This window comes from Microvirga lenta, from assembly GCF_020532555.1.
GTDB classification, from domain to species: Bacteria; Pseudomonadota; Alphaproteobacteria; order Rhizobiales; family Beijerinckiaceae; genus Microvirga; species Microvirga lenta.
In genome coordinates this window covers 246335-258293 of sequence record NZ_JAJBBR010000004.1, presented here as the reverse complement: position 1 = coordinate 258293, position 11959 = coordinate 246335, and the positions used below count along the sequence as shown (strand labels likewise).

11 protein-coding genes are annotated in these 11959 nt (G+C 67.6%); 8 read left to right on the top strand and 3 right to left on the bottom strand.

The annotated features are described in order from the left end of the window. The first annotated feature begins 189 nt into the window (after nucleotides 1–189). The 6 genes from dnaA to gyrB all read left to right on the top strand — a co-directional run bounded on the left by dnaA (nucleotide 190) and on the right by gyrB (nucleotide 8328). A complete protein-coding gene (gene dnaA, locus LGR44_RS06980) occupies nucleotides 190–1692 on the top strand; it encodes a chromosomal replication initiator protein DnaA (RefSeq protein ID WP_226738730.1) in 1503 nt (500 codons plus the stop codon). Between the two features lie 158 nt (nucleotides 1693–1850). Continuing rightward, nucleotides 1851–2969: a DNA polymerase III subunit beta gene (dnaN, locus tag LGR44_RS06975; protein WP_226738728.1), complete on the top strand. Its 1119-nt coding sequence runs from the start codon at nucleotides 1851–1853 to the stop codon at nucleotides 2967–2969. Between the two features lie 214 nt (nucleotides 2970–3183). Continuing rightward, on the top strand, nucleotides 3184–4344 hold the full coding sequence (gene recF, locus LGR44_RS06970; protein ID WP_226738726.1) for a DNA replication/repair protein RecF: 1161 nt from the start codon (nucleotides 3184–3186) through the stop codon (nucleotides 4342–4344). A gap of 8 nt (nucleotides 4345–4352) precedes the next feature. Beyond that, on the top strand, nucleotides 4353–5126 hold the full coding sequence (locus LGR44_RS06965) for a CPBP family glutamic-type intramembrane protease (RefSeq protein ID WP_226738723.1): 774 nt from the start codon (nucleotides 4353–4355) through the stop codon (nucleotides 5124–5126). A 2-nt stretch (nucleotides 5127–5128) separates the two neighbouring features. Continuing rightward, the gene (locus tag LGR44_RS06960; RefSeq protein ID WP_226738721.1) at nucleotides 5129–5743 is read left to right on the top strand and encodes a LysE family translocator; all 615 of its coding nucleotides are present in this window, start codon (nucleotides 5129–5131) and stop codon (nucleotides 5741–5743) included. Nucleotides 5744–5901: 158 nt separating this feature from the next. Continuing rightward, nucleotides 5902–8328, top strand: a complete 2427-nt coding sequence (gene gyrB, locus LGR44_RS06955) for a DNA topoisomerase (ATP-hydrolyzing) subunit B (RefSeq protein ID WP_226738719.1) — start codon at nucleotides 5902–5904, stop codon at nucleotides 8326–8328. 55 nt (nucleotides 8329–8383) lie between these two features. Here gyrB and LGR44_RS06950 read toward each other — a convergent pair whose 3' ends face one another. Both LGR44_RS06950 and LGR44_RS06945 read right to left on the bottom strand, forming a co-directional pair. Beyond that, nucleotides 8384–8752 carry an Atu4866 domain-containing protein gene (locus LGR44_RS06950; protein ID WP_226738717.1) on the bottom strand — a complete coding sequence of 123 codons (369 nt, stop codon included), beginning with the start codon at nucleotides 8750–8752 and terminating at the stop codon, nucleotides 8384–8386. A gap of 15 nt (nucleotides 8753–8767) precedes the next feature. Beyond that, nucleotides 8768–9496, bottom strand: a complete 729-nt coding sequence (locus tag LGR44_RS06945) for an SDR family oxidoreductase (protein WP_226738715.1) — start codon at nucleotides 9494–9496, stop codon at nucleotides 8768–8770. Nucleotides 9497–9624: 128 nt separating this feature from the next. On the opposite strand from LGR44_RS06945, the gene LGR44_RS06940 reads away from it, so the two are divergent. Further along, the gene (locus tag LGR44_RS06940; RefSeq protein WP_226738713.1) at nucleotides 9625–10518 is read left to right on the top strand and encodes a LysR family transcriptional regulator; all 894 of its coding nucleotides are present in this window, start codon (nucleotides 9625–9627) and stop codon (nucleotides 10516–10518) included. A 482-nt stretch (nucleotides 10519–11000) separates the two neighbouring features. Here the strand turns inward: LGR44_RS06940 and LGR44_RS06935 are convergent, their stop codons facing one another. After that, entirely contained in the window at nucleotides 11001–11630 is a 630-nt protein-coding gene (locus tag LGR44_RS06935) for a Rossmann-fold NAD(P)-binding domain-containing protein (RefSeq protein WP_226738711.1), read from the bottom strand. A gap of 136 nt (nucleotides 11631–11766) precedes the next feature. Between LGR44_RS06935 and LGR44_RS06930 the strand changes: the two genes are divergently transcribed. After that, nucleotides 11767–11943: a small membrane protein YohP gene (locus tag LGR44_RS06930; RefSeq protein ID WP_226738710.1), complete on the top strand. Its 177-nt coding sequence runs from the start codon at nucleotides 11767–11769 to the stop codon at nucleotides 11941–11943. Nucleotides 11944–11959: the final 16 nt, after the last annotated feature.

Genomic DNA, 11959 nt, shown 5'->3' with positions numbered 1-11959 from the left:
CTTGAGAGGGGGCCGAGAAGATAGCCAGGTTTGGCTGTCTCGTCTTAAAGGTAAACCAAAAATCTTTAGTACAACTGGGGGCGCCAGGTTTTGGCTTCCTGTGGGTCACTTGTGCCTATGGGGTTCAAAACAGGCAGTGGCGTTGGGGTCTCGACCTTTTTCGAGCGGGACCTCGTGGAGGGGATATTGATGCAGCGCAGTGAAGATCACCGCACCTTTTCCGCTTCGAGCGAGAGCGGTGTCGAACCCTCGGCGGAGCAAACGGCATCGGACGTATGGGCAAGGGTCAAGCGCCGGCTCAGGGCCGAGCTGGGCGAGGACATCTTCGCCAGCTGGTTCGGCCGGCTGGAGGTGGACGCGGTCGTGGAGGGCTGCGCCTATCTCACCGTTCCGACCCGCTTCCTGAAGAGCTGGATCGAATCCCACTATTCTGACCGGGTGCTGACCGTGTACCGGTCCGAGGCTCCCGATGTGGAGCGCATCGTCATCGGCGTCCGCAACACCTTGGGCCGGGGCGAGACCCCGCCGGCGCGCCGGGCCAGCGAGGCGCCGCGCGCGACCCCGGCCGCGACCATCGTGGGCACGAGCACGGAAAGCGACGCCAAGCCCGTCTCCATGCCGGCGCCCGAGCCGCGCGGCGAGGCCTCCGATCTCGGCGGCGCGCCGCTCGATCCCCGCCTGACCTTCGAAAGCTTCATCATCGGCCGCTCGAACGCCCTCGCCCATGCGGCGGCGGACCGGGTCGCCCAGTCCCAGAACGGGCAGGTGATCTACAACCCGCTCTACCTCCATGCGGGCGTGGGCCTCGGCAAGACGCACCTCCTTCATGCCATCGGCCATGCGGTGCGCTCCCAGGGGCGGCGCGTGATCTATCTCACCGCCGACCGCTTCATGTACGGCTTCGTCGCCTCCCTGAAGGCGCAGACGTCCCTGGCTTTCAAGGAGCGCCTGCGCGGCATCGACCTGCTCATCATCGACGACGTGCAGTTCATCCAGGGCAAGCAGATCCAGCAGGAATTCGGCCATACCCTGAACTCCCTGATCGATGCGGGCCGCCAGATCGTCGTCGCGGCGGACCGCCCGCCGGCGGATCTGGAGAGCCTCGACGAGCGGGTGCGCTCGCGCCTGGCCGGCGGCCTCGTGGTCGAGGTCGGCGCCCTGGACGAGGCCCTGCGGGCGTCGATCCTCACCACCCGGATCGATGCGTTGAAGCAGATTCATCCGACCTTCGAGGTCGGACCGAGCGTGGTCTCCTATGTGGCCCGCTCCATCACGGCCAACGGTCGCGACCTCGAAGGCGCCGTCAACCGGCTCCTGGCCCACGCGACCCTGACGGGCTCGGCCATCACGCTGGAAACGGCGGAGGCCGCGATCCGGGACCTGGTGCGCAACCGCGAGCCCAAGCGCGTCAAGATCGAGGACATCCAGAAGCTGGTGGCCTCGCGCTACAACGTCTCCCGCTCGGACATCCTCTCGGAGCGCCGCACCGCCGCCGTGGTGCGCCCGCGCCAGATCGCCATGTACCTGTCCAAGGTGCTCACCCTGCGGTCCCTGCCGGAGATCGGCCGCCGCTTCGGCGGGCGCGACCACACCACCGTGCTCCACGCGGTGCGCAAGATCGAGAAGGCCCTGGGCGAGGACAACGCCCTGTCCGACGAGGTCGAGCTCCTGAAGCGGATGCTGCAGGAATAGGCATCCGCACGATAAAGCGCGGGGGTTGTTGAGGAAAGCGGGGCCCGGCCTTGCTTTCTCCGGCAACACCCGCCAATCTTTGCGCCCCGCTTTCCTGCCCGGCCATCCGGCGCCGGGCGGTCGAGCCAAGAATTCCAACGAAAACGGGTGTTGGGACTATGAGAGTGACTGTTGAGCGCGCCGCCCTTCTGAAGGCGCTCGGGCATGTGCATCGCGTCGTCGAGCGGCGCAACACCATTCCGATCCTGTCCAACGTTCTCCTGCGCGCGGAGGACGGAACCCTGCGCCTGAAGGCGACGGACCTGGACATCGAGGTGACCGAGACGATCGCCGCCGACATCACGGATGCGGGCTCGACCACCGTTCCGGCCTACATGATCTACGACATCGTCCGCAAATTGCCGGACGGCTCGCAGGTCTCCCTGGAGACGACGGGCGATACGGGCCAGATGCAGATCCGCTCGGGCCGCTCGCGCTTCATGCTGCAGGCCCTGCCCGAAAGCGATTTTCCCGATCTCGCCGCCGGCGACCTGCCGCACCGCTTCACCCTCGCGGCAGCCGACCTCAAGCGCCTCATCGAGAAGACCCAGTTCGCGATCTCGACCGAGGAGACGCGCTACTACCTCAACGGCATCTTCCTCCACACCATCGACGTGAGCGGCACCACCATGATGCGCGCGGTGGCGACGGACGGACACCGCCTCGCCCGGGTCGAGATGCCCGCGCCCGCGGGCTCCGAGGGCATGCCGGGCGTGATCGTTCCGCGCAAGGCCGTGGCCGAGATCGTCAAGCTGGTCGAGGACGGCTCGGAGAGCATCACCATCGAGCTTTCCTCCGCCAAGGTGCGTCTGACCTTCGACGGCGTCGTGCTGACCTCCAAGCTCATCGACGGCACCTTCCCGGACTACCAGCGCGTGATCCCCAGCGGCAACGACAAGCTCCTCACGGTCGAGCGCAGCGATTTCGCCAAGGCGGTGGACCGCGTCTCCACCATCTCGTCGGAGCGGGGCCGCGCCGTGAAGCTGGCGCTCAACGAGGGCCGCCTGACGCTCACCGTCAACAACCCGGATTCGGGCAGCGCGACGGAGGAGATCGAGGTCGATTACGACGCGGCGCCGATCGATATCGGCTTCAACGCCCGCTATCTCCTCGACATCACGGCCCAGCTCGACGGCGACACCGCCCTGTTCAAGCTCGCCGATCCCGGCTCTCCCACCCTGGTCCAGGACCGCGAGGGCGCCTCCGCCCTCTACGTGCTGATGCCGATGCGGGTGTGAGCCCCGTCGTCATTCCGGCGCCGCGAAGCGCAGCCCGGAACCTGTAGCGGCCGAGATTTCGGAAGAGCAGGAAGAGCGCTTCACCTCGTCCCAAGACGTTGGGGTTCGTGGATTCCGGGCCCGCACCTCCGGTGCGTCCCGGAATGACGGAGCCGGCTTTCAGGCCAACCAATCCGCTTGATCTTTCGCGCCCGCTCTTGAATGAAGGGCGCACATGTCCTCCGCCCCCCTCGCCGCTTCGCGAATCGTCCGCCTCATCCTCCAGGATTTCCGCACCTATGCGAGCCTGGACCTCGCCGTGTCGCGCCCGCTCGTGGCGCTGGTGGGCGAGAACGGGGCGGGCAAGACCAACATCCTCGAGGCGATCTCGCTCTTCATGCCCGGCCGCGGCCTGCGGCGGGCGGAACTCGGCGACATGGCGCGCCAGGGCGGAGCGGGCTCGTTCGCCATCTCGGTCGCCCTCGACACCCCTTACGGCGAGCACCGCCTCGGAACCGGCCTGGAGCTTCAGGGCGAGGCGGCGCGGGCCTCCCGCATCTGCCGCATCGACGGCATGGCGGCGTCCTCGCCGGCCGCCTTTGCCGAGCACCTGCGCATCGTCTGGCTGACGCCGGATCTCGACGCCCTCTTTCGCGGACCGGCCGGCGATCGCCGCCGCTTCCTCGACCGGCTCGTCCTGGCGGTCGATGCGGAGCACGGCACGCGGGTGAACGCACTGGAACGGGCGCTGCGCTCCCGCAACCGGGTGCTGGAGGAGAATCCCGACGACCGCCTCTGGCTCGACGCCCTGGAGCGGGAGGTGGCGGAGCTGGCCATCGCGGTGGCGGCGGCGCGCCAGGAGACGGTCGGGCGGCTCGCCGCCCTGATCCAGGAGACCCGCGAGGAGGAATCGCCCTTCCCGTTCGCGACCCTGAGCCTGGAGGGCGAGATCGACGCCCTGGTGGCGGCCCTTCCCGCCGTGGACGCGGAGGACCGCTACCGGGCGATCCTGCGCGACCAGCGCCCCCGCGACCGGGCGGCGGGGCGCACCCTCGTGGGGCCGCAGGCGACGGACCTGCTCGTGCGCCACGGCCCGAAGGACATTCCCGCCGGCATGGCCTCCACCGGCGAGCAGAAGGCGCTCCTCATCGGCCTGGTGCTGGCCCATGCGCGGCTCGTGGCCAGCATGAGCGGCATCGCGCCCTTCGTGCTTCTCGACGAGGTCGCCGCCCATCTCGATCCCCGCCGCCGGGCGGGCCTGTTCGCGGCCCTGGAGGCGCTGGGCGGCCAGGTCTGGATGACGGGCGCGGATCCGAGCCTGTTCGCGGAGCTGGCGGGCCGCGCGGACATTCTCCAGGTAAGCCCCGGCCATGTGGAGGCCCTGACGGCCTTATGACCCGCGCCATGGCATTCGCCCGCCCCTTCCTCGTGTTGAGCGGCCTCGGGCTTCTCGGAATCCTGTCCCTGGTCCCCACCCTCGGGCCCACCATCGCGCAGATCCAGCACCTGCCGGACGCGCCGCCGCTCTCGGAGACGGCCCTGGCTGCCATCCTGCTGGTCCAGCCGACCCTGCTGCTCCTGGCGGCGGTGGCCGTCGGGGTGGGCCTGAGCGAGCGGGCGGGCCTCGTTTCCCTCGTCCAGCGCCGCTGCCGCGGCCAGGCCGCGCCCGAAACGGCGGCGGGAGGCTGGCTCTTCGCCCTGCTCCTCGCGGCTCTCGCCGGAACGGTGGCCGCGGCCGTGGATCTGGTCCTGCGCCAGCTCCATCCGGCCTCCTTCGCCGGAATTCCGCGCCTCGACGACGCTCCGCTGACCGGAAAGGTCATGGCGCTCCTCTACGGCGGCATCACCGAGGAACTCATGACCCGCTTCGGCCTCATGACCCTCTTCCTCTGGCTCGGCACCCGCCTCCTGCGCCGGAAGCGCCCCCTCTGGCTCGTCTGGGCGGCCATCGCCCCGGCGAGTCTCCTCTTCGCGGCGGGGCATCTGCCGGCCCTCTCAGGCATGGCCCAGCCCGATACCGTGCTGATCCTGCGGACGCTCGGCCTCAACGGCCTGCTCGGGCTCGTCTACGGCTGGCTCTACGCCTCCCGCAGCCTGGAACACGCCATGTTGGCGCACATGGCCACTCATGTGATATTCTGGATCGCAACGCCGTTTCTTGTCCTTCTGGGGCTCTAGTCATGGACCTCGCCGGCCTTCTCGTCTTCGCCACCGCCCTGTTCATCGCCGCGGCCTCCCCGGGGCCGGGGATCGCCGCCATCGTGGCGCGGGTGCTGGGGCGGGGAACCCAGGGCGCGGCCGCCTTCAGCGCGGGGCTCGCCATCGGAGACGTGGTCTGGCTGACCTTCGCCATCGTCGGGCTGGCGGCGCTCGCGCAGACCTTCCACGGGGTCTTCCTGGTGGTGAAATGGGCCGGCGCCGCCTACCTGCTCTACATCGCCTACAGGCTCTGGACGGCCCCTGCCGCCCCGCAGGAGGTGGAGGTCGACCGGAAGGCCGAGCATCCGGCCAAGCTCTTCCTGGCGGGCCTCGCAGTCACCATGGGCAACCCGAAGGTCATGGTGTTCTACCTGGCGCTCCTGCCGACCCTTCTCGACCTGACCCGGATCACGGTTTTGGGCTATGCGGAACTCGTGGCCGCGACCCTGACGGTGCTGGGGGTGGTGTTCGCCGCCTATATCGGCCTCGCGGCCCGGGCGCGGCGTCTCTTCACCAGCCCGAGGGCGATCCGCATCCTCAACCGGACCACCGGAACCGTCATGGCCGGGGCTGCCGCTGCGATAGCCTCGCGCTGAGCCTAAATTCCGGCTTTTTCTGCTGTTTTTCCACGCTTTCCCACGCGCGCGTATGCGCGCGGGGGTGAAATTTCAATCATCCGACACTAAATAATTTACCTGACGAATCAGACACCGGGCGCGCACCCCCTTTCCTGCCGCGCCGTGAAGGATCCCAAATGGCCGAACCCGCAATCAACGTGAATGCCGACGCCTACGGCGCGGACTCGATCAAGGTCCTCAAGGGCCTCGATGCGGTGCGCAAGCGGCCCGGCATGTATATCGGCGATACCGATGACGGCTCGGGCCTGCACCACATGGTCTACGAGGTGGTGGACAACGCCATCGACGAGGCGCTCGCCGGTCACGCGACCGAAGTCACCGTCACGCTCAACGCCGACGGCTCGGTGACCGTCACCGACAACGGCCGCGGCATCCCCACCGACATCCACAAGGGCGAGGGCATCTCGGCGGCCGAGGTCATCATGACCCAGCTGCACGCGGGCGGTAAGTTCGACCAGAATTCCTACAAGGTCTCCGGCGGCCTGCACGGCGTCGGCGTGTCCGTGGTGAATGCCCTGTCGAGCTGGCTCAAACTGCGCATCTTCCGCAACGGCAAGGAGCACTTCATCGAGTTCCGCCACGGAGATGCGGTGGCCCCGCTGGCCGTGGTCGGCGATGCCAATGGCCGCAAGGGCACGGAAGTGACCTTCCTGGCCTCCACCGAAACCTTCACCATGGTGGAGTACGATTACGACACCCTGGAGCACCGCCTGCGCGAGCTGGCGTTCCTCAATTCGGGCGTGCGCATCATTCTCAGCGACAACCGCCACGCGGAGCGCAAGCACGAGGAGCTGATGTACGAAGGCGGCGTGGAAGCCTTCGTGCGCTATCTCGACCGGGCCAAGACCCCGCTCATCCAGCAGCCCATCGTCATCCGGTCCGAGAAGGACGGCATCGGCGTCGAGGTCGCCCTGTGGTGGAACGACTCCTACCACGAGAGCGTGCTCTGCTTCACCAACAACATCCCGCAGCGCGACGGCGGCACGCACCTCGCGGGCTTCCGCGCGGCCCTGACCCGTCAGGTCACGGGCTATGCGGAATCCTCCGGCATGACCAAGAAGGAGAAGGTTTCGCTGACCGGCGACGATTGCCGCGAGGGCCTGACCGCGGTCGTGTCCGTGAAGGTGCCCGACCCCAAATTCTCGTCGCAGACCAAGGACAAGCTCGTCTCGTCCGAAGTGCGTCCGGCCGTCGAGAACGTGGTCAACGAGGCGCTCAACAACTGGCTCGAGGAACATCCTCAGGAAGCCCGGACCCTCGTCGGCAAGGTGGTCGAGGCCGCCGCCGCCCGCGAGGCCGCCCGCAAAGCCCGCGAGCTCACCCGCCGCAAGGGCGCCCTCGACGTGGCGTCCCTGCCCGGCAAGCTCGCCGACTGCCAGGAGCGCGATCCGTCCAAGTGCGAAATCCTCCTGGTGGAGGGCGATTCGGCCGGCGGCTCGGCCAAGCAGGGCCGCGACCGCGCCTTCCAGGCCGTGCTGCCCCTGCGCGGCAAGATCCTCAACGTGGAGCGCGCGCGCTTCGACAAGATGCTGTCGTCCCAGGAGATCGGCACGCTGATCACGGCGCTCGGCACCGGCATCGGCCGCGAGGAGTTCAACCCCGACAAGCTGCGCTACCACCGCATCATCATCATGACGGACGCGGACGTGGACGGCTCGCACATCCGCACCCTGCTGCTCACGTTCTTCTTCCGGCAGATGCCGGAGCTGATCGAGCGCGGGCACCTCTACATCGCGCAACCGCCGCTCTACAAGGCGACCCGCGGCAAGCAGGCGATCTACCTGAAGGACGAGCGCGCGCTCGAGGACTTCCTCATCGACGCGGGCATCGAGAACGCGGTGCTTCGCCTCGAATCGGGTCTGGAATTCCACGGCGACCAGCTGAAAGGCCTGATCGACGAGGCCCGCCTCGTGCGCCAGGTTCTGTCGAGCCTGCATTCGCGCTACGACCGCAAGGTGGTGGAGCAGGCGGCCATCGCCGGAGCCCTGCGTCCCGACGTGGTGGAGGACCCCGAGCGCGGCCCCGCGGCGGCAACCTACATCGCCCAGCGTCTCGATGCGATCTCGGAAGAGATCGAGCGCGGCTGGACCGGCGAGGTGCGCGAGGGCGGCTATGTCTTCTCGCGCACGGTGCGCGGCGTGACCCAGGTCGCCGTGCTGGACCAGGCTCTCATCGCCAGCCAGGAGGCCAAGAAGCTCGACGAGCGTTCCGCCACCCTGCAGGACGTCTATGCCAAGCCGGCCGTGCTGGTGCGCAAGAACGACGAGATGGCGATCGACGGGCCGCTGACCCTGTTCCAGTCGGTGCTCGCCGCCGGCCGCAAGGGCCTTCAGCTCCAGCGCTACAAAGGCCTCGGCGAGATGACCGCCCAGCAGCTCTGGGAGACCACCCTCGACCGGGACGTGCGCTCGCTCCTGCAGGTGAAGGTGAAGGATTCCACCGACGCCGACGACCTCTTCGTCAAGCTCATGGGCGACGTGGTGGAGCCCCGCCGCGAGTTCATCCAGGAGAACGCCCTCTCGGTGGCGAACCTGGACGTCTGATCGGACGCCTGAATCCCCGCCACGCATGGTGCCGTGGCGGGGATCGCACCGCGCGTCAGGGACGCGGCTTCACCTGTTCTTCCCTGTAGAACAGCATTCCGCCGTGGTGGAGGACGCCGTCGATGAACTCACCGTCGGCCGTAAATCCCGTATCGTCCCAGTAGTCGATTTTGTTGCCGCGGATCTCATAGCGTCCCCGATAGGCGCTCCTGCGGCTGCCCCGCGCCTCGTCATAACGGCCGCTCGGGAGAAGCTCCTGGCGAATGTGGCCGTCCTTGGTGACCCACATGCCGAGATAAGGGTGAGTTGTCATGCCGGCTGCTTCCTTGGACCGGGGTTGATCGGAAATATCGGACTGCGCGAGCGCCCCCGGTGCGGCCGCCATTGCGACCGCAAGGACGAGGGCGATGTCATTGCGTGGCATCGAAGACTCCTCTCTTCAGTGCGGGCTTGCCGTCGGACGAACGACGATCTCGCTCACGTCCACATCGGAGGGCTGCTCGATCGCATAGCGGACCGCCCGGCCGATCGCATCCGGCTCGATGGCAAGCCTGCGGAACTCCACCATCGCCTTGCGCGCCGTGTCGTCCGAGATCGTCTCCGCCAGCTCGCTCGCGACGACGCCCGGCGAGATCACCGTGACCCGCAACCGGTCCGTCTCCTGGCGAAGCCCGTCCGAAATCGCCCAGACGGCGTACTTGGTGGCGCAGTAGACTGCAGCGGCCGGGGAGACCCGATGTGCTCCGATGGATGCGATGTTGATCACATGACCTGAGCCTCTGGCCTCCATGTGAGGCAGCACGGCCGCGATCCCGTTCAGGACGCCCTTGATGTTGACATCCACCATCTGGTCCCACTCGCCCACCTTGAGGGCCCTGAGCGGCGACAAGGGCATGACGCCCGCATTGTTGACGATCACATCGATGCGGCCGAACTCCTCGAGGGTCGCGGACACGACCCTGGTGAAATCATCCCGGGAGGTGACATCGAGCCGATGGGCCCGTGCGACGCCGCCGGAAGCCTCGATGCGGCCGACCAGATCGTGCAGGCGGTCCGTCCGGCGAGCGCCCACCACCACGGCGTGACCGGCTTCGGACAGCTCCCGAGCCACGGCGTCGCCGATCCCGCTGGAGGCGCCGGTAATCAAAACGATCTTCATCTCGGACATGGAATTTCCTCTCAATGGAGCCGGGACCCCGATGACTTCGTGGTCTTGAGCTCATGACGAGAAATACCGCTGCCGGCCTGCGCGATCGACTTGCCGATCGCGCACAGGCTGGTAAGTTTTTGTCACCAATGATCCCAGACCTCGCCGGCATCGCTGTCTTCGTGACGGTCGCGGAAGCACGCAGCTTCCGGGCTGCGAGCGAGCGCCTGGGCGTGACCCGCTCGGCCGTCAGCCAGGCCATCCGGCGGCTCGAGGAGCGGATGGGCGTGGCTCTTGTCCAGCGCACCACCCGAAGCCTCCATCTGACGGAGGCGGGGGAGCGGCTCTACCAGTCGGTGCGCCCGGCCATGGACGATCTCGGCGCCGCACTGGAAGCCGTGGGCGAAATGCGCGAGCGGCCCAGCGGCATGGTGCGCCTGACGGTCTCCTCGATCGCCGAGAGGTTCCTGAGCGGCTCGCTGCTGGCCGGGTTCCTCGCGGCCTACCCTGACATCCACCTCGACATCACGGTCACGGACGAGGAATTCGACATCGTGGCCGACGGCTTCGATGCAGGTGTCCGGCTCGGCGAGGTCATCGAGCAGGACATGATCGCCGTTCCGGTATCGGACGAGCAGCGCCACATGGTGATGGCCTCCCCGGATTATCTGGCCCAGCATGGTGCACCTGCCCATCCCCGGGATCTGCCGAAGCATCACTGCATCGGCTGGCGGCCCAACCCGCAGGTCGCCCCCTACCGGTGGGAATTCACCGAGAACGGACGCGACTTCGCCGTGGACGTGAATCCCCGCGTGACCACCAACGACATGAGGGTGATGATACGATTGGCCTGCGCGGGAGCAGGCCTGACCTTCGGGATGGAGGAAACCTTCCGGCCCTACATCGCCCGGGCCGAACTCGTGCCGCTTCTCGAAGAGTTCTGCCCGCCTTTCCCCGGCTTTTACCTCTACTATCCGAATCGCCGCAACTTGCCGCTCAAGTTGCGGGTTCTCGTGGATTACCTGCGCAAGAGGCGGCGTTGACCGCCCGGCCCGGCTTCGGGCCGCGAGCGGGAGATTCAGTGCGGAGGTCTCACGACGGGGAGGCTGCCCGAGGGCGTTCGCTCATGCCGCCTCGAACGAAGGTCATCAGCATCGCCGGTCCCTCGTCCGTCTGCACCACGGCATCCCCGCGGAAGCCGGCGCCGGCGACGGGGGCGCCCTCGTCCCGAAGGCGTTGAGCCAGGAGCCTCAGGAAAGCGGCGCAGGAGAGGGAGATCCAGCGGCGTGACGGGCCGGAAGGAATAGAGGGACGGTTTCACCTGTCTCGCACCTGATCGGCACGACCATCTCTTCGAAGCCGCAACGGTGCTTCTGTTGAGCAGCTTCGTCGCGGAAACCCGATCAGGTCGTTCCGGCAATACTTGCGGGCTTGCGATGTTTCAGCTCGAACGCAGGTGTCATGAGCACTTCGGCGGGGATTCCCAGCGATCCTGGGCCGACAGGCGCACATCGTCGGATCGGCCTCAGGCCAGTTCGGCCGATCCGACGATGTGCGTGCCGGGGCGTCCCGCGACGGCCGCCTCGACCAGGGCGTGCGCAATCCTCTCCGCCGGATTGATGCGCAGGCGTCGCGGAAGGATCGGGTTCAGAAGCCCGAGAGTCAGGGAGGCGATCCTTTCGGCGGGCCGGACCTCGTTCCGCTGCCCGCCGATGAGGCCCGGGCGGACGAAGGTGAGGGACCGGAATCCGAGACCGGCGAGATCCCGCTCCAGCTCCCCCTTCACCCGGTTGTAGAAGAAGCGCGAGGACGGATCCGCCCCGATGGCCGAGTTCAGGGCGAAGGTCTCTGCGCCATGCTCCCTGGACAGGCGGGCGACGGCGAGCGGGTAATCGCGATCGACCCTGCGGAACGCCTCCTGCGATCCGGCCGTCCGCATCGTGGTCCCGAGCGTGCACACGACCGCATCGGCCTGCCACCACCCGGCATCCTCGGGCAGGCGCTCGAAATCCACTCTCGGCGCGAGAAGCTTCGGATGGGCCGGCAGGGGCCGGCGGACAGGCGCGACCACGGCGTCGATGCGGCTGTCGCTAAGCGCCAGCCGGAGAACATGACCGCCCACCAGACCTGTCGCACCCACCAGAAGAAGCTTCATCTCACCCGCCTTCCCCGTCACGGACCTGAATCGCGTCCGCCCTCGATCATAGAGCACGCCGTTGCGGATGTGCGCCCGGCCGCAACCCAACCGCGGCCCATGCGTTCAAACCTTCGGCATTCGCATGAATGGAGACTTGGCGGGCTCGTCTCCGCTGGTCGTTCCGTTCCGAGGCGGGCTTTGCGCCCGGCACGGCCGCCTCGCGGAAAACCATGGAGGAACGGACATGCTCAAGGTACTCGGCGGCACTCTCGGAATCATCTTTCTCATCGGTCTGGCGGTGGTGATCGGGATTCTCGCCCTGATCTTCTGACGCCGCCGCCCGGTCA